The organism is Ensifer sp. R1-3, assembly GCF_056739175.1.
Window position 1 is genome coordinate 2,680,561 of record NZ_CP096515.1, and the last position, 17,405, is coordinate 2,697,965.

At 63.7% G+C, this 17,405-nt stretch carries 13 protein-coding genes; 10 read left to right on the plus strand and 3 right to left on the minus strand.

Annotated elements, in window-relative coordinates; translation table 11 throughout:
- The first annotated feature begins 2 nt into the window (after window positions 1-2).
- From M1D43_RS12915 to M1D43_RS12940, 6 genes are read left to right on the plus strand one after another with little or no spacing between them, the layout of a single operon-like run.
- Window positions 3-959, plus strand: coding sequence for a carbohydrate ABC transporter permease (locus M1D43_RS12915; protein ID WP_014529984.1), 957 nt, complete (start codon window positions 3-5; stop codon window positions 957-959).
- On the plus strand, window positions 952-1,839 hold the full coding sequence (locus M1D43_RS12920) for a carbohydrate ABC transporter permease (RefSeq protein ID WP_003532486.1): 888 nt from the start codon (window positions 952-954) through the stop codon (window positions 1,837-1,839). The genes M1D43_RS12915 and M1D43_RS12920 overlap by 8 nt, the downstream gene beginning before the upstream one ends.
- Window positions 1,840-1,861: 22 nt before the next feature.
- Complete coding sequence (locus M1D43_RS12925; protein WP_013844972.1) at window positions 1,862-2,878, plus strand: Gfo/Idh/MocA family protein; 1,017 nt, start codon at window positions 1,862-1,864, stop codon at window positions 2,876-2,878.
- A gap of 1 nt (window position 2,879) precedes the next feature.
- Window positions 2,880-3,953, plus strand: coding sequence for a Gfo/Idh/MocA family protein (locus tag M1D43_RS12930; protein WP_127541451.1), 1,074 nt, complete (start codon window positions 2,880-2,882; stop codon window positions 3,951-3,953).
- Window positions 3,954-3,976: 23 nt separating this feature from the next.
- A complete protein-coding gene (locus M1D43_RS12935; protein WP_003532490.1) occupies window positions 3,977-5,059 on the plus strand; it encodes an ABC transporter ATP-binding protein in 1,083 nt (360 codons plus the stop codon).
- Window positions 5,056-5,697 (plus strand): glutathione S-transferase family protein, encoded by a 642-nt coding sequence (locus M1D43_RS12940; protein WP_027990576.1) that lies wholly within the window; start codon window positions 5,056-5,058, stop codon window positions 5,695-5,697. Before M1D43_RS12935 ends, M1D43_RS12940 begins: the two co-directional genes overlap by 4 nt.
- A 20-nt stretch (window positions 5,698-5,717) precedes the next feature.
- Here M1D43_RS12940 and M1D43_RS12945 read toward each other — a convergent pair whose 3' ends face one another.
- Window positions 5,718-6,602, minus strand: coding sequence for an SMP-30/gluconolactonase/LRE family protein (locus M1D43_RS12945; RefSeq protein ID WP_153313476.1), 885 nt, complete (start codon window positions 6,600-6,602; stop codon window positions 5,718-5,720).
- A 273-nt stretch (window positions 6,603-6,875) separates the two neighbouring features.
- On the minus strand, window positions 6,876-7,598 hold the full coding sequence (locus tag M1D43_RS12950; protein ID WP_003532493.1) for a FadR/GntR family transcriptional regulator: 723 nt from the start codon (window positions 7,596-7,598) through the stop codon (window positions 6,876-6,878).
- Between the two features lie 77 nt (window positions 7,599-7,675).
- Between M1D43_RS12950 and araD the strand changes: the two genes are divergently transcribed.
- From araD to M1D43_RS12965, 3 genes are all read left to right on the plus strand, one after another.
- Entirely contained in the window at window positions 7,676-9,400 is a 1,725-nt protein-coding gene (araD, locus tag M1D43_RS12955; RefSeq protein WP_153313475.1) for an L-arabinonate dehydratase, read from the plus strand.
- A gap of 63 nt (window positions 9,401-9,463) precedes the next feature.
- Window positions 9,464-10,249 carry an NAD-dependent epimerase/dehydratase family protein gene (locus tag M1D43_RS12960; RefSeq protein ID WP_153313474.1) on the plus strand — a complete coding sequence of 262 codons (786 nt, stop codon included), beginning with the start codon at window positions 9,464-9,466 and terminating at the stop codon, window positions 10,247-10,249.
- Window positions 10,250-10,396: 147 nt separating this feature from the next.
- A complete protein-coding gene (locus tag M1D43_RS12965) occupies window positions 10,397-12,850 on the plus strand; it encodes a phosphoketolase family protein (protein ID WP_153313473.1) in 2,454 nt (817 codons plus the stop codon).
- A gap of 111 nt (window positions 12,851-12,961) precedes the next feature.
- On the opposite strand, the gene M1D43_RS12970 is transcribed toward M1D43_RS12965, so the two are convergent.
- A complete protein-coding gene (locus M1D43_RS12970; RefSeq protein WP_153313472.1) occupies window positions 12,962-14,746 on the minus strand; it encodes a trimethylamine N-oxide permease in 1,785 nt (594 codons plus the stop codon).
- Window positions 14,747-14,980: 234 nt separating this feature from the next.
- Here M1D43_RS12970 and M1D43_RS12975 point away from each other — a divergent pair, with 234 nt between their 5' ends.
- Complete coding sequence (locus M1D43_RS12975) at window positions 14,981-17,350, plus strand: trimethylamine N-oxide demethylase (RefSeq protein WP_003532499.1); 2,370 nt, start codon at window positions 14,981-14,983, stop codon at window positions 17,348-17,350.
- The last annotated feature ends 55 nt before the right edge of the window (window positions 17,351-17,405 follow it).

Consider the following 17,405-nt stretch of genomic DNA (forward strand, 5'->3'; position numbering starts at 1 on the left):
GGATGGCGGCCGTGCAGGACACCGCTGTCGCAGTCGGCACGGGCGCGTCTTCGCGCCCGGCCGCACAGGGTCGCCTGGCCAGGATATGGGCAAGCCATGGAGCCGGCTACATGTTCCTGTTGCCATGGCTCATCGGCTTCTTCGGCCTGACGCTCGGGCCCGCCATCGCGTCACTCTATCTCTCCTTCACGAACTTCGACCTGATCCGCGCGCCGGAATGGATCGGCACCGCCAACTACGCGCGCATCGCGACGGCCGACCCGAAATTCGCCGCTGCCGTCAAGGTGACGTTTCTCTATGTCGTGCTCTCGGTGCCCTTCAAGCTCGCCTTCGCGCTGCTCGTCGCGATCCTTCTCGACCGCGGCGTCCGGGGGCTCACCGTCTATCGGGCGATCTTCTACCTGCCGTCGCTGCTTGGCGGCAGCGTCGCTATCGCCGTGCTCTGGCGACAGCTCTTTGCCGGCGACGGCCTGATCAACAGCCTGCTGGCCCAGTTCGGCATCGAGGGGCCGAGCTGGATCTCGCATCCGGACTATTCGATATGGACGCTCGTGGTCCTGAGCGTCTGGCAGTTCGGATCGCCGATGATCATCTTCCTCGCGGGCCTTCGGCAGATCCCGACGGACATGTACGAGGCGGCAAGCCTCGACGGGGCGTCCAAGTTCCGTCAGTTCTACAAGATCACGCTGCCGCTGCTGACGCCGGTCATCTTCTTCAACGCGGTCGTGCAGACGATCGACGCTTTCAAGGCCTTCACTCCCGCCTTCATCATTTCCGGCGGCACCGGCGGCCCGATCAACTCGACGCTCTTCTACACTCTTTACCTCTACCAGGAGGCCTTCGGTAATTTCCGCATGGGCTACGCCTCGGCGCTTGCCTGGATTCTCGTGCTGATCATCGGGCTGTTCACGGCCTTCTCGTTCCTCACCTCTCGCTACTGGGTGCACTACGATGACTGACGCGACCATGAGCTCGGTAACCGCCCCGCCGCCGGTCCCGACGGGCCGCCGCGGCCCTGTCGGATCGTTCCTCGTTCACGCCGCCCTGATCGCCGCCTCGATCGCCATGATCTATCCGCTCCTGTGGATGATCTCGGCCTCGGTCAGGCCGGAGGACGAGATCTTCGCCTCGACGTCGCTTTGGCCCTCCTCGGTGGACTTTTCCTCCTATGTGCGCGGCTGGTTCGGGCTCGACGTCAGCTTCGGGCGGTTCTTCTGGAACTCGCTGGTCATTGCGGTCCTCACCGTCGTCGGCAATGTCGTCGCCTGCTCGCTCGCGGCCTATGCCTTCGCGAGGCTGCGCTTCGCGGGGCGGAATTTCTGGTTCGCGATCATGCTCGGCACGATGATGATCCCCTATCACGTGACGCTCATTCCCCAATATGTGCTCTTCCTCGATCTCGGCTGGGTGAACACCTTCCTGCCGCTGGTGGTCCCGAAGTTCCTCGCCAGCGATGCCTTCTTCATCTTCCTGATGGTGCAGTTCTTCCGCGGAATACCGCGCGAACTGGACGAAGCGGCGATGATGGACGGCTGCGGCGCCTGGCGCATCTACTGGAAGATCATGCTGCCGCTATCGCTTCCCGTTCTGGCGACGGCCGCCATCTTCTCCTTCATCTGGACCTGGGACGATTTCTTCGGGCCGCTGATCTACCTCAACGACATGAACAGCTACACGATCCAGCTCGGCTTGAGGACCTTCGTCGACTCCAGCAGCACCTCCGACTGGGGCGGGCTCTTCGCCATGTCGACGCTCTCGCTCGTGCCGGTGTTCTTCTTCTTCCTCTTCTTCCAGCGCCTTCTGATCGAGGGCATCGCCACAACCGGCATGAAGCGCTGAGCGACGGAGCTTGAAAATCATCATGGACGAACTGCGTTTCGCTGCCGTCGGGCTCAACCACAACCACATCTACGGCCAGGTCAACTGCCTGCTTCGGGCCGGCGCCCGCCTCGCCGGCTTCCACGAGAAGGACGATGCGCTGGCCGCGGAATTTTCCGCCGTCTACGCAGACGCCCGGCGCATCGCGACGGCAGAGGAAATCCTCGAGGACGAGAACATCGGCCTCATCGTCTCGGCCGCCGTTTCGAGCGAGCGCGCGGAACTGGCGATCCGTGCCATGCAGCACGGCAAGGACGTGCTTGTCGACAAGCCGGGCATGACGAGCTTCGACCAGCTCGCCAAGCTGCGCCGGGTCCAGGCCGAGACGGGCCGCATCTTCTCGATCCTCTATTCGGAGCATTTCGAGAGCCCGGCCACGGTCAAGGCCGGCGAGCTCGTCGCCGCCGGCGCGATCGGCGAGGTGGTGCACATCGTCGGCCTCGGCCCGCACAGGCTGCGCCGCGAGACGCGGCCCGACTGGTTCTTCCGCCGCGCGGACTATGGCGGCATCCTGACCGACATCGCGTCGCACCAGTGCGAGCAGTTCCTGTTCTTCACCGGCGTCAACGACGCGACCGTGCTATCGGCGAGCGTCGGCAACCGGAGCGTTCCCGACGCTCCGGAACTGCAGGATACGGGCAGTATCCACCTCTCGACGGGGCGGACAACCGGCATGATCCATGTGAACTGGCTGACGCCGGAGGGAATGCCGACCTGGGGTGACGGCCGGCTCTTCATCGTCGGCACCTCCGGAACGATCGAGGTCCGCAAGACGGTCGATCTCGCCGGCCGCGAAGGCGGCAACCACCTGTTTCTCGCGGACCGCAACGGCGTCGAACATATCGACTGCTCTCGCGTCGACCTGCCCTTCGGGCGCCAGTTCCTCGCCGACATCCGCGACAGGACCGAAACCGCAATGCCGCAGGAGCGCTGCTTCAAGGCCATGGAGCTTGCGCTTCAGGCGCAGGCGATCGCCGAACAGAACGGGGACAGGAACTGACATGAGCGTGAAGACGGTCGCCATCATCGGCTGCGGCATCGGGCGTTCGCACATCGTCGAAGGCTATCAGCCGCACCCGGACAAGTTCCGGGTCCAGGCTCTCTGCGACCTCAACGAGGAGCGGCTGAACGAGGTCGGCGACGAATTCGGCATCGAGCAGCGGACCCGCTCCTTCAACGAACTGCTCGACGACGACAGCATCGACATCATCGACATCTGCACCCCGCCAGGCATCCATCTCGAACAGGTGCTCGCAGCACTTGCCGCCGGCAAGCATGTGATCTGCGAAAAGCCGCTGACCGGATCGCTCGAGGGCGTCGATGCGATCATGGAAGCCGAGAAAGAGGCCCGCGGCGTGCTGATGCCGATCTTCCAGTACCGCTATGGCGACGGCATCGAGAAAGCCAAGCGCATCATCGAGGCGGGCATCGCGGGCAAGCCCTATGTCGGCTCGGTCGAGACGTTCTGGCTGCGCACGCCCGAATATTATTCCGTCCCCTGGCGCGGCAAGTGGGCGACGGAGCTCGGCGGCGTGCTCGTCACCCACGCGCTGCATCTGCACGATATGATGCTGCATCTTCTCGGCCCGGTGGCGCGCGTATTCGGCCGCGTCGCGACCCGGGTCAACGACATCGAGGTCGAGGATTGCGCCTCGGCGAGCCTGCTCATGAAGAACGGCGCCTTCGTTTCGCTTTCCTGTACGCTCGGCTCGCAGGAGCAGATCAGCCGGCTCAGGCTGCATTTCGAGAACGTCACCTTCGAAAGCAGCCACGAACCCTATGCGCCGGGTAAGGATCCGTGGAAGATCATCGCGTCAAATGACGAAGTGCAGGCGCGGATAGACGAAGTGACCGGCGACTGGCGCCCGGTCTCGCCACGCTTTACCACCCAGATGGCGCATTTCCACGATTTCCTGAGCGGCAGGGGACCCCTGCCCGTGACGACGCAGGACGCGCGCCGCGCACTGGAACTGGTCACCGCGATCTATCAATCCGCCGATACCGGCCGCGAAATTGAGTTACCGCTTGGGCCGGACAGCCCGAAATATGCCGATTGGCGTGCGAATACCCGATAAAGGCCGCAGGGAGGGACTTTGACATGGCGACGAGCGTCGTTCTTCAGAAGGTCGAGAAGCGCTACGGCGCGCTCGACGTGATCCACGGCATCGACCTGACCATAGACCCCGGCGAGTTCGCCGTCTTCGTGGGTCCGTCCGGTTGCGGCAAGTCGACGCTGCTCAGAATGATCGCCGGACTGGAGGAGATTTCCGGCGGCACGCTGATGCTCGACAGCGACCGGATGAACGAAGTGGCACCCGCCAGACGCGGCATTGCCATGGTGTTCCAGTCCTATGCGCTCTATCCGCACATGTCGGTCTACAAAAATCTCGCTTTCGGCCTCGAAACGGCCGGCTTCAAGAAGGCCGAAATCGAGCCGAAGGTGCGCCGGGCGGCCGAGATCCTGCAGATCGAAAAGCTGCTCGACCGCAAGCCGAAGGCGCTCTCCGGCGGTCAGCGGCAGCGCGTGGCGATCGGCCGGGCGATCGTGCGCGAGCCGCGCATCTTCCTCTTCGACGAGCCGCTTTCCAACCTCGACGCCGAACTCCGCGTGCAGATGCGCGTCGAGATCTCGAGGCTTCATCGGGACCTCGGCAACACCATGATCTATGTGACGCACGATCAGGTGGAGGCCATGACCATGGCCGACAAGATCGTCGTCCTGAATTCCGGCCGAATCGAGCAGGTGGGCGCACCGCTCGATCTCTACAACAATCCCGTCAACCGCTTCGTCGCCGGCTTCATCGGCAGCCCCAAGATGAATTTCCTCAAGGCGCGGATCGCGGACGTCACCGGAAGCGAAACGGCGATCGAGGTCTGCGGCGGAACGATCCGCCTTCCCCGTCGCCTGAACGGTGCGACACAGGGACAGGACGTCACGTTCGGCATCCGGCCGGAGCATCTTTCCGCGCGCGAGGGCGGTATCGAGCTCGCTACCGTCAATGTCGAGATCGTCGAGAATCTCGGCGGCGAAACCATGCTCTACGGGATCACGCCGGATCGCCAGCAGCTGACCGTCGCGCTGGAGGGGCAGCAGAAGGTCGAGCGCGGCTCCAATCTCGCCGTCCACTTCGACCCGTCGCGCTGCCATGTCTTCGGCGCCGACGGCAGGGCCATGCGATGAAACTGTTCTACAGCCGCAATCCCAATCCGCGTCTTGCCGTCGCGGTGGCACGCCATCTCGCAGCCGAGGTCGAGTTCGAGTTCGCCTCGCCCTTCGCGCCGGGGCAGGCGGAACGGTTTCGGCCGCTCAACCCGAACCTTTCGCTGCCGATACTCGTGGAGGCCGGAAAAAGCCTTTGGGAGGCCGACGCGATCGCCTGCCGGCTTTCACGCGCGATGCAATCGGATTTCTGGCGCATCGGCGACGACGAACCCGACATGGTCCGATGGATCAGCTGGGGCAAGGAAAACTTCGTACGAGCTTGCGACATGGTGCAGTTCGAGCGCGGCACGAAGCAGCGCTATGGGCTCGGCCCGATCGACCAGCAGCTGGTCGAGGAGGGGCTGAGCATGTTCCGTACGGCAGCGGCGATACTCGATATGGAGCTTTCCGGGCGGAACTGGCTGGTCGGAGGCGCCGTGTCCCATGCGGATTTCCGAATGGCGACCTTTCTGCCCTTCAACGATGCCGCCGGGCTGCCGCTTGGCGATTATCCCAACATCTGCCGCTGGAATGACCGGCTCGAGGAGATCGATGCCTGGCGCGATCCCTTCAGGGGACTGGATGCGCCCGAACTGCCGCCTGTCCCGGAGCGCTGATCGGACCGCAGACGCCAGCCTCAAATCCAACGATCGTCGAAGCGGTGGACGGCCACACCCGCCACGGGGCTTCTTGCGACAAAAATGCCGCCGGAGCGGTTTTCCTCGCCGATGCCCGCGGGCCGCAGCGACGTGACGAGAAGCGTCTTCAAGTCCGGCCCGGCGAAGCAGGGCATGGTCGGCGCCGGCACCGGAAAGCGGTGCGTCCCGACAAGGCGGCCTTCGGGCGAGAAGCGATTGACGATCCCGGCCGACACGCCGGCGCTCCAGTATTGGGCTTCCACGTCGGTGGCGGCTCCGTCCGGCCGGCCGCTCGCCTCGTCCAGGCTTGCCAGCCGCCTGCGCCCGGAAAGCGCGCCCGTTGCGAGATCGAACTGCCAGCGGTCGATCCAGGCCACGTGCGAATCCGAGTGAAACAGAAGGGAACCGTCGCCGCTCCAGGCGAGGCCGTTGGAGCAGACCACGCCTTCCACCTTGCGTTCCACCGCGCCCTCGGGCGAGACGCGGTAGAGCGACGCGACGGGGCGGCGGTCGGGCACATCGTGCATCGTCCCCACCCAGAAGGCGCCGTCCGGTCCCACCTTGCCGTCGTTGAGACGCGTATCCGCAATGTCCGGCTCGATCGCGGCGATTTCCCTGGTGACCGCGCCGGCGTCGGGATCGAACAGAACCACGCGATCGCGCTGCGCCAGCACGAGGCGTCCGGAGCGTGCAAGGCCGGTGCTGCAGGCGCCGCCCTCGACGGTCCATTCGACGTGGCCGGCGCCTGAAAGATCGACGCGATGAAGGGCGCTGCGGCCGATATCGACGAAGAACAGGCAGTTCCGGCGCTCATCGAAAACCGGGCTTTCGGCGACGTCGCAGCGCGAATCCAGAAGACACTCAAATGTTAAATCGAAAGACATGTTTCACACCATGGGCCCGGGCCGCTGCCAGGAGAAATGCGTACAGAGGCGCTTAAAGTCCATATTTGAATTCGTTGCCGCAGGTGTTTGCTCTATCATTGCTCTTGCCCTCGCTCAACTTGTAAAATAAAAATACAAGAACCGGCCGGGAGATTTGCATGAAGACGCCCCTTGAAACCGCGATTCTGAAGGCCTGCCGCTCCGCGCGGTGCGCCGCGGCAGCGTGAGCCCGGCTATCGGCGAGCGCTTGAAGTGGATCGGAGCATGACCGGATCAGAGATCGCCATGGGAGCCGGTGATACGGGCGCGCGATTCCGTCAGATGGTAGCGCATGTAAAGGCGGGCGAGGTCCCGGTTCTGGCCCGAAATGGCAGAGTAGATCTTGCGGTGTTCTTCGAGGACACGGCGGCGGCGATCATCGGAGCCCTGCCGCGTCAGGCCGAGCGCCATGCGCATCGAGCCGCTGAGAATGTCACGCAGTTCTTCCAGAAGCCGCGGGAAAAGCTCGTTTCCCGCGGCTTCTGCCACGGCGTGGTGAAAGGCGAAATCCTCTTCCCAACCGGTTTCGCCGCGCGCGAAGGCGCCTTCCAGCGCCGCCAGCGCCTCGCCGATCTGATTGAGCTGAGCCTTTGTCCGGCGCATCGCTGCAAGCCCCGCGCATTCCGTCTCCAGCGCGAGCCGGGGCTCGAAAGCCCTGAGATAGCTCGCGATCTCGGCCGAAGCGGCGAGACTGGTGAGCTTGTCGGACGGACGCGATTTCACGAAGGTGCCGATACCCTGGCGCGAAACCACCAGGCCGTCGGCCTGCAGCCGCATCAGCGCCTCCCGCACGACCGGACGGGAAACCTGAAAGTCGCGGCAGATATGCGCTTCGGACGGCAGCTTCGCCCCCTCGGCCATCTGGCCGCTGGCGATCTGCTCGAGAATTTGCCCGTAGAGAACATCGGCAAGCCGCTCCCGCCGCGCCGGTTTCAGTTTCAACGTTACGTCGTTCAAGGGTCTGCCTTCACCTGTCATTTTTCTGTACAGGCGCAATCTAGCCGACCCGCCCGCAAATGCAAAGGAGCGTGCCGATGACCAGGCGCAAGAAGCCGGAGGAATTTCGAAGCTTTCGCTGGTTCGGCGTTAAGGACCTGCGCGCCTTCGGTCACAGGTCCCGCCTCTATCAGATGGGCTACGACCATGCGGAACTCGCAAACAAGCCCGTCATCGCGATCATCAATACCTGGAGCGACATCAATCCGTGCCACGCACATCTCAGGGCTCGGGCAGAGGAGGTCAAGCGCGGCGTCTGGCAGGCGGGCGGCTTTCCGATCGAGCTGCCGGCCATGTCGCTTGCCGAGACCTATGTGAAGCCGACGACGATGCTCTACCGCAATTTCCTGGCCATGGAGGTGGAGGAGCTCATCCGCTCGCATCCGGTCGACGGCGTCGTCCTGCTTGCCGGCTGCGACAAGACCACGCCGGGAACGATCATGGGAGCGATCCAGGTCGACCTGCCGACGATCTTCGTGCCGGCCGGGCCGATGCTGCGCGGCAATTATCGCGGCCGGATGCTGGGTTCGGGATCGGACGTCTGGAAATACTGGGCGGAAAAGGAAGCCGGCCGCGTCACCGAGAACGAATGGAGCGAAATGGAGCGCGGAATCGCCCGCTCCTTCGGCACCTGCATGACCATGGGCACGGCCTCGACCATGACGGCGCTTGCCGACACGCTGGGGCTTTCGCTGCCCGGCGCCTCCGCCATCCCCGCGGCGGATGCCGGTCATGCGCGCATGGCCGCGCTTTCCGGCGCGCGCATCGTCGAGATGGTCTTCGAGGATCTGAAGCCGTCCGACATTCTGACGGCGAAGGCATTCGAGAATGCGCTCGCGGTGCACATGGCGATGGCCGGCTCGACCAATGCGATGATCCATCTTATCGCGATCGCGCGCCGTTGCGGCGTTCCTCTGACGCTCGATGATTTCGATCGCGTATCGGCCCAAGTCCCTGTTCTCTGCAACATCCGGCCGACCGGTGAATTCCTGATGGAGGACTTCTACTATGCCGGCGGCCTGATCGCGCTCTGGAAACAATTGAAGCCGCTCCTGCATACCGGGGAACGCAATGTGATCGGCACGATCGGCGGCGCCCTCGATGAGGCGGAGGTCCATCTGCCCGAGGTGATCCGCCCGCTCGACAGGCCGGTGGCCGCGCGCGGCGGCACGGCCATTCTCAAAGGCAACCTTGCGCCGCAGGGCTGCGTCATGAAACCCGCGGCGGCCGACCCTGCCCTGCTCCAACACCGCGGTCCGGCGCTCGTCTTCGACGATTACGACGCTATGATGAAAGCGGTGAACGACGATGATCTCGACGTCACAGCCGACACGGTGATGATCCTGCGCAATGCCGGGCCGGTCGGCGGACCGGGCATGCCGGAATGGGGCATGCTGCCGATCCCGAGGAAGCTCCTCAAAGAAGGCGTGCGCGACATGGTGCGCATTTCCGACGCCCGCATGAGCGGCACCAGCTACGGCGCCTGCATCCTCCACGTAGCACCGGAGGCCTATGTCGGCGGCCCGCTGGCAGCGGTCCGCAACGGCGACATCATCGCGCTCGACGTTGCCCGCCGCACGATCACGCTCGAGGTCGATCAGGCGGAGATCGAGCGCCGGCTCGCCGAATGGAGGCCGCCGGAGCGCGATTATTCGAGGGGCTATCTGAAGATGCATGCGGAGCATATCCAGCAGGCGCCGGAAGGCTGCGACTTCACCTTCCTGCAATCGCCCCATAAGCTGCCCGAACCCGAGATTCATTGATCCCGACGACGACTGGTCATTAGACCCGAAATCATCGCGATCCGTGCCAAGCAGGTTGTACGCATGACGACGCGACTATTGATAACCGGGGCCGCGGGCGGCCTCGGCCGCTATGCCCGCGAGGGGCTGAAGGGCTGGGCCGATGTTTTGCGCCTTTCGGATGTCGCCACGCTTTCTCCCGCCGGAGAGGGCGAGGAGATCGTGCGATGCGACCTCGCCGAGCGCGAGGCTGTCGACCAACTCGTGCGCGGTTGCGATGTGATCCTGCATCTCGGTGCGATCTCGGTGGAGTCAGACTTCGACGCTCTTCTTCAGGCCAACATCCTCGGCACCTACAATCTCTACGAGGCGGCGCGAAAAGCCGGCGTGAACCGCATCCTCTTTGCGAGCACCAACCATGTGACCGGCTTCCATCCCATCGGCGAGACGCTCGACCACCTGTCGCCGCGGCGGCCGGACAGCCTTTACGGCGTCAGCAAGTGCTTCGGCGAGGACCTTTCCCGGCTCTATTTCGACAAATACGGCATGGAAACCGCCTGCCTCAGGATCGGCAGCTGCTTCGCCGAACCCACCAACCGGCGCATGCTCTCCACCTGGCTGAGCCCGCGTGATTTCCTGGCGCTTGTGCGCCGGCTTCTCGATGCCCCGAAAATCGGCCATCTGGTGCTCTACGGCGTCTCCGCCAACCGCGACGTCTGGTGGTCTAACGGGCATGCGGACTTCCTCGGCTGGCGCCCGCAGGACAGCAGCGAGCCTTACCGGCACGAGATTGAGAAGCGTGAGGAGGAGCCTTCGGACGGCGTGCGCTATCAGGGCGGGCGTCATGCGGCGGCGAAGTTGCCGGGTTGAGGCGACCGGCTCCGCAAGACCACGGTTTTCCGTCCCTGCCGCTACGCTCGGCATTGCCCTGGCGCCGCACCGCCATAGATTCTGCAGCGGCAGCTTCGGCGGCTCGTTGCACCGTCGCTATCCGAGCTCTCGCTTCAGGAGGAATACATGACTTCCCCCAGGACGGCACGTGACGTTTCCAGCCAAGAGCCTTTATCCGCCGGTCCGCTGTCTGCAGATGAACTTCAGCGGATGGACGCCTACTGGCGGGCGTCGAACTATCTCTCCGTCGGCCAGATCTACCTCCTCGACAACCCGCTTCTCAGCGAGCCGCTGAAGCGGGAGCACATCAAACCGCGGCTTCTCGGCCATTGGGGTACGTCGCCCGGCCTGAACATGCTCTATGTGCACCTGAACCGGGTGATCAAGCGCGACGATCTGGAGATGATGTATGTCATCGGCCCCGGGCATGGCGGGCCCTCGCTTGTCGCCCACGCCTATCTGGAGGGCACCTATAGCGAGGTCTATCCGGACATCAGCCAGGACGCCGAAGGCCTGCGGAAGCTGTTCAAGCAGTTCAGCTTCCCCGGCGGCATCCCGAGCCATGTCGCGCCGGAAACGCCGGGCAGCATTCACGAGGGCGGCGAGCTCGGCTATGCGTTGAGCCATGCCTACGGTGCCGCCTTCGACAATCCGGAGCTGATCGTCGCCTGCGTGGTGGGCGACGGGGAAGCCGAAACGGGCCCGCTCGCGACCGGCTGGCACGGCAACAAGTTCCTGAACCCGGCGCGCGACGGCTGCGTCCTGCCCATCCTGCACCTCAATGGATACAAGATCGCCAATCCCTGCTTTCTCGCACGCATTCCCAGAGAGGAGCTGCAGAAGTTCTTCGAGGGCATGGGCTATGCGCCGCTTTTCGTCGAGGGTCATGATCCCGCAGACGTGCATCAGCAGCTGGCGGCCGCGCTCGATACCGCGCTCGCGGATATCAGGCGCATTCAGACCGACGCCCGGGTCAACGGCAATCTGAAACGCCCTGCATGGCCCATGATCGTCTTCCGCACACCCAAGGGCTGGACCTGCCCGGCCGAGATCGACGGCAAGAAATGCGAGGATTACTGGCGATCGCATCAGGTTCCGATGGGAGACATGGACAAGCCGGAGCATATCCGCATCCTCGAAGGCTGGATGAAGAGCTATCGGCCGGAGGAGCTCTTCGACGGTGACGGGCGGCTGACGGCGGAACTGGCGGCGCTTGCCCCACCGGGACGCCGCCGGATGAGCGACAATCCGCATGCCAATGGCGGGCTGTTGCTGCGCGACCTGAAGATGCCCGACTTCCGCGATTATGCGGTTGCGGTTCAGAGCCCCGGAGCGGCCACGGCCGAGTCGGCCCGCGTGATGGGCAGCTATCTGCGCGACGTGATGAAGCTCAACCTGAAGTCCGGGAACTTCCGCCTGTTCAGTCCGGACGAAAACAACTCGAACCGCTGGCAGGACGTGCTCGAGGTCACGGATCGCTGTTTCATGGCGGACATCTATCCGGAAGACGACCACTTGTCGCCCGACGGACGGCTTATGGAGGTCCTGAGCGAGCATCAATGCCAGGGCTGGCTCGAAGGTTATCTCCTGACCGGACGCCACGGCTTCTTTTCCTGCTACGAAGCCTTCATTCACATCATCGATTCGATGTTCAACCAGCACGCCAAATGGCTGAAGGTCTGCAACGAGATCCCGTGGCGGCGCCCGATCGCTTCCCTGAACTATTTCCTGAGCTCGCATGTCTGGCGCCAGGACCATAACGGCTTCAGCCATCAGGACCCCGGCTTCATCGATCACGTGGTCAACAAGAAGGCGGACATCATCCGCGTCTATCTGCCGCCGGACGCCAATACGCTGCTGTCGGTGACGGACCATTGCCTGAGGAGCCGCAACTACATCAACGTCGTCGTCGCCGGCAAACAGCCGTCGCCGCAATGGCTGACCATGGACCAGGCGGTGAAGCATTGCACCGAGGGCCTCGGCATCTGGGAATGGGCAAGCAACGACAAAGGCTGCGAGCCGGACGTGGTCATGGCATGTTGCGGCGATGTTCCGACGCTGGAGACGCTCGCCGCGGTGCAATTGCTGCGCGAACACCTGCCGGAATTGAAGGTGCGGGTGATCAACGTCGTCAATCTGATGAAGCTGCAGCCATCGGGAGAGCACCCGCACGGCCTGCCGGACCGCGACTTCGACGCCCTGTTCACCAAGGACAAGCCGATCATCTTCGCCTTTCATGGCTATCCCTGGCTGATCCACCGCCTCACCTATCGCCGAACGAACCATGCCAATCTGCATGTCCGCGGCTACAAGGAAGAGGGGACGACGACGACACCCTTCGACATGGTGGTGCTCAACCATCTGGACCGGTTCCATCTGGTCGAGGACGTCATCGACCGGCTGCCGCAACTCGGCGCCCGCGCGGCCTATTTCAAGCAGGCGATTCACGAGCGGCTGATCGACCACAGGCACCATATCGAGAAATACGGCGAGGACATGCCGGCGATCAGCGGCTGGAAATGGGGCGCCGGCAGCGCCGGCAAGGCACAGGGAACATCGACCGAAGGCGACAATGTCTGAGAGGACGCACTTCCGCGACCGGACATACCATCACAAAAGGCCCGCCGAAGCGGGCCTTTTTCTGTGTTTCGATCGCAGGGTCTGATGCAGAACGTGCCACTGCCCCCGAGTTCAGGCCGGCAGCTGGAAGAACCAGTTGGCAAACAGCACGATGGCGAGGCCTCCGCCGAGCGCCAGATAGGGTAACATGCCCGCCTTCCTGACGCCGAGGTTCTGCCCGGAGAGGCCGAGATCCTCCATGGCTTCGAGCGGGAACCTGCCGCGATCCTGAAAGTAGTGGCGATAGGCGAAGACCGGCAGGATGAGCGCGGCGAAGATGAAGCCGACCCACAACGCATTGGAGTAGCCCCAGACCTTGGCGCCGGCGCCCAGGAAGAGCGCGTTCACGAAGGCCAGCACGGTGTTCAGGCCGATCAGCCAGGTCGGCGCCTTCCAGGGCCGCTCGATATGGCCGGAGTCGATACGGTGGATCCAGCCGGAGTTGAGGTTCAGGAAGTTGAAGATGATGTAGCCGACATTGGAGACGGCGAGCACGAAGAAGTAGCCGCCGACGTCCGAGGCGATGGCAAGCAGGAACAGATTGAAAGCGAAGTCGGTCCACATGGCCCGGGTCGGCGCGCCGTTCTCGTTCACATGGTTGAGATATTTCGGCAGCCAGCCGTCCTTCGAGCCCTGGTAAAGGGTGCGCGAGGAACCGGCCATCGCCGTCATGATGGCGAGGAAGAGCGCGAGAATCATCAGAACCACGAGAAGCTGGGTGACGATACGGCCGGCGCCGATCAGGCCCCCGAGCGCCTCGGCCACACCCGTGCCGTCGATGATGCCGGGCGCCAGCATGCCGGCATGACCAAGCACCCCCTGGAAGGCGAAGGGTACGAGGAAGAAGAACAGGCAGCAGACGAGGCCGGAATAGAAGATCGCCTTGAAGGTGTCGGTCCGCGGGTTCTTCAGTTCGCGCGTATAGCAGACCGCCGTCTCGAACCCGTAAGTCGACCAGGCGGCGATATAGAGGCCGCCGAGAAAGAGCGTCCAGCCGCCATTGCTCCAGGTGCCGTCCTCGCCGGAATAGGCGGCCGTCGGTGGCACGAGGCCGGTGACGTTGGAGGCAACGATATGGCCGCTGACGATCGGATAGATGCCGATGATCAGCAAGGGAATGAGGACGAGCATAGCGAGCCACTTCTGAACGCTGGCGGTCCCGGCGATGCCGCGATGCTGGATCGCGAAGATGATCAGCATCAGGATGCCGCCGATCAGGAATGTGGCGTTGATATTGGCCGTGGCGAGGAAGGGTATGCTGAAGCTGACCAGCGACCAGTTGCGGATCATGGGCGTCAGCGCCGCTACGCCGTCGGCTGCGAGAACCGCCTTGACGGCATCTTCCGGGGGGGGGCCGGCATGGGCCGCGATATACTCGGCGACACGGGGGCTATCGGCGGTGACGGAGGCGGCATGGGCGCCGATCCAGTCGAGCACCGCCTGCGAATCCGCCGCCGGAATCGGGAAGAGGGCATTGAGGATATAGCCCGCGGCGATCACGCAGCCGAGCGAGAGCACCGGCGACCAGGCGAACCAATTGCACCAGACGGAAAGCGGCGCGATGAATTTCGAATAGCGCAGCCATGCGGTCGCTCCATAGATCGAGGCGCCGCCGGACTTGTTGGCGAACATCCCGGCGATTTCCGCATAGGTGAAGGATTGCAGGAAGCCCATGATCATCGAAATGATCCAGACCGCGAAGGCCAGCTTGCCGGTCGTGCCGGCAATGCCGCCGATGGAGAAGAGCACGAGTGGCGGCACGCCAGCTGCCACCCAGAAAGCGCCCTTCCAGTCGAGCGCGCGTATAAGCTTCCCCTCGGTGCCGGCAGCAATGCCGGCGTTCACCACATCTGTCATCGCTGAATTCCCCTTTTATTTGTTCCGGACGTGTTCTTCGATACGTCTCCCTGAACGTGCCTCCCACGGCAGCCGGCCCGATGTCTTGGTGCCCCATTTATGCATTGAATTCAGATCCGGCCGTTTATGCATAGTGAAGAAAGTTTCTTCATAGTCAATATATCTCCTTTACTTCAGCTCGGTATTTTGCCAGCATGATCCGGGCAGGGGCCAACATTCGGCCGCGAGGGTGCTATGGAAAATCGCCGTCCTGGGATGCTTGGGGGGAGGCCCGTTTCGGCGAGCATCATCCGCTATCCGGGCATTCCGGCGCTGCCGAAGGACACTGAACGATACCGATGCAAGGGTGGCGGCTCGCTGGTCGTACGCGTCGAAGCGGGAGACCTGGTGACGGTCACCGATGCGGAGGGCGGCCAGGCATGCGAGCTTTCCTTCGTTGACGAAAGCGGCCGCTTCCAGGCGGCAGGCCTCGGCGCGGCGTTCACCAATGCCGCCGAGGGCCTCAAGACCATTCTCTCCCGCGAAGAAGCGGGCACGCTGCGCATTCGAAGCGCGCTTCGGCGCCGCGGTGCGGATCTGGCCACGGCCGGCGCGCTCCGCATCTTCGGGGAACGGTCCACGCCGGGCAGCAGGGTCGAATTCACGATCGCGGTGAAGGGGCTGCTGATCGTTGCCGCACCCGCAGAGGCGATGTCGCCCGAGGCACAGGACACGGCAACGCCCATCGAGGTCAGGGTCCGCCGCAGCAGGGTGGTCCGCGACTATTCCTCCGCCTTGCCGGAGCCGCTTGCCGATCCGATCGAAGACATCCGCATCAAGGCTGCAACCGCTTCGGCGTATTTCGTGCGGGCCGGAGAATTCATACAGATCATCGACGTCTATGGCCGCCAGTGCACGGACTTTCAGGCCTTTGCCGCCCGCAAGGTCGACAAGGGCCTCGACCTGGCTCTCGACTCAACCGTCACCCGTACCCTGCTCGGGCGCAGCTACCCGGCGCCGGGCCTGCCCTCCAAGGCTTTCGATCGCGATTTCGAGCCGCTGGTGGAGATCGTGCAGGACACGGTTGGCCGTCACGACGCTTTCGCCACCGCCTGCAATTCGCGCTATTACGATGACATGGGCTATCCCGGCCACGTCAACTGTACCGACAATTTCAACGCGGCGCTTGCGCCTTATGGCATTCCCGGCCGCAAGGGCTGGGAGGCGCTCAACTATTTCTACAACACCGATATCGACCACAACAATCAGCTCTATCTCGATGAGCCCTGGTCGCGTCCGGGCGACTACGTGCTGATGCGGGCCCTGACCGACCTCGTCTGCGTCTCCTCCTCCTGCCCCGACGATATCGACGCGGCAAACGGCTGGGATCCGACCGACATCCACGTCCGGACCTTTTCCGGAAAAGAGCAATTCTCACGAGCGGTAGCCTATCGCATGACACCCGATGCCGATCCCGAACTGACGCGTGAAACCGCCTTTCACCCCCGTTTCTCGGCGCTGACGCGAGACTACGCTGAATATCGCGGCTATTGGCTGCCGAACCGGTTTTCGTCGGCGGGGCCGGTCGAGGAATACTGGGCCTGCCGGGAAAGGGCGGCAGTGATCGATCTCTCGCCTTTGCGCAAGTTCGAGGTCACCGGTCCGGATGCCGAGGAATTGCTGCAATACTGCCTGACGCGCGACGTGCGCAAGCTTTCGACCGGGCAGGTCGTCTATTCCGCGATGTGCTACGAGCATGGCGGCATGATCGACGACGGCACCCTTTTCCGCCTCGGCGACAAGAACTTCCGCTGGATCGGCGGGGACGATTACAGCGGCATCTGGCTGCGCGAGCAGGCGGAGAAGAAAGGCTTCAGGGCCTGGGTGCGTTCCTCGACCGATCAGATGCACAATATTGCCGTTCAGGGCCCGAAGAGCCGCGACATCCTCAAGGAGATCGTCTGGACGGCACCGCGTCAGCCCACGATCGGCGAGCTCGAATGGTTCCGTTTCGCGGTCGGTCGCATCGGAGGCTTCGAGGGGGCGCCCATCGTCGTCTCGCGCACCGGCTATACCGGCGAGCTCGGCTACGAGATATTCTGTCACCCAAAAGACGCCCTGACCGTTTTCGACGCGGTCTGGCGGGCCGGCGAGCCGCATGGGCTGAGGCCGATGGGGCTGGAAGCGCTCGACATGGTCCGCATCGAGGCGGGCCTGATCTTCGCTCATTACGACTTCGACGATCAGACCGACCCGTTCGAGGCCGGTATCGGCTTCACGGTGCCACTGAAGTCCAAGCATGACGATTTCATCGGCCGCGAAGCGCTGATCCGCCGCAAGGAAAACCCGCGCCACTTGATGGTCGGCCTCGACATACAGGCGAACGAGGCGGTCGGCCACGGCGACTGCGTGCATGTCGGACGCGCGCAGATCGGCGTCATCACCAGTGCCACCCGCTCACCGGTCCTCGGCAAGACGATCGCGCTTGCCCGGATCGACGTTACGCATGCGACGGTCGGTACGCAGGTGGAGATCGGCAAGCTTGACGGCCAGCAGAAGCGCCTGCCCGCAATCGTCGTGCCGCTGTCGCACTACGATCCGCAGAAGAAGCGGCCGCGCTCCTGAACCGATTTGGGAAATCCTCTCTACGCCTTGCCGGCCGCGCAAGTGGAATTTAGCC

Excerpts from the sequence above, each read along its gene's own strand:
- M1D43_RS12915 (WP_014529984.1), top strand. The coding sequence starts at position 3 with ATGGCGGCCGTGCAGGACACCGCTGTCGCAGTCGGCACGGGCGCGTCT.
- M1D43_RS12940 (WP_027990576.1), top strand. The coding sequence starts at position 5,056 with ATGAAACTGTTCTACAGCCGCAATCCCAATCCGCGTCTTGCCGTCGCG.
- M1D43_RS12965 (WP_153313473.1), top strand. The coding sequence starts at position 10,397 with ATGACTTCCCCCAGGACGGCACGTGACGTTTCCAGCCAAGAGCCTTTA.
- M1D43_RS12925 (WP_013844972.1), top strand. The coding sequence starts at position 1,862 with ATGGACGAACTGCGTTTCGCTGCCGTCGGGCTCAACCACAACCACATC.
- M1D43_RS12975 (WP_003532499.1), top strand. The coding sequence starts at position 14,981 with ATGGAAAATCGCCGTCCTGGGATGCTTGGGGGGAGGCCCGTTTCGGCG.
- M1D43_RS12960 (WP_153313474.1), top strand. The coding sequence starts at position 9,464 with ATGACGACGCGACTATTGATAACCGGGGCCGCGGGCGGCCTCGGCCGC.
- M1D43_RS12945 (WP_153313476.1), bottom strand. The coding sequence starts at position 6,602 with ATGTCTTTCGATTTAACATTTGAGTGTCTTCTGGATTCGCGCTGCGAC.
- M1D43_RS12935 (WP_003532490.1), top strand. The coding sequence starts at position 3,977 with ATGGCGACGAGCGTCGTTCTTCAGAAGGTCGAGAAGCGCTACGGCGCG.
- M1D43_RS12970 (WP_153313472.1), bottom strand. The coding sequence starts at position 14,746 with ATGACAGATGTGGTGAACGCCGGCATTGCTGCCGGCACCGAGGGGAAG.
- M1D43_RS12920 (WP_003532486.1), top strand. The coding sequence starts at position 952 with ATGACTGACGCGACCATGAGCTCGGTAACCGCCCCGCCGCCGGTCCCG.
- araD (WP_153313475.1), top strand. The coding sequence starts at position 7,676 with ATGACCAGGCGCAAGAAGCCGGAGGAATTTCGAAGCTTTCGCTGGTTC.
- M1D43_RS12930 (WP_127541451.1), top strand. The coding sequence starts at position 2,880 with ATGAGCGTGAAGACGGTCGCCATCATCGGCTGCGGCATCGGGCGTTCG.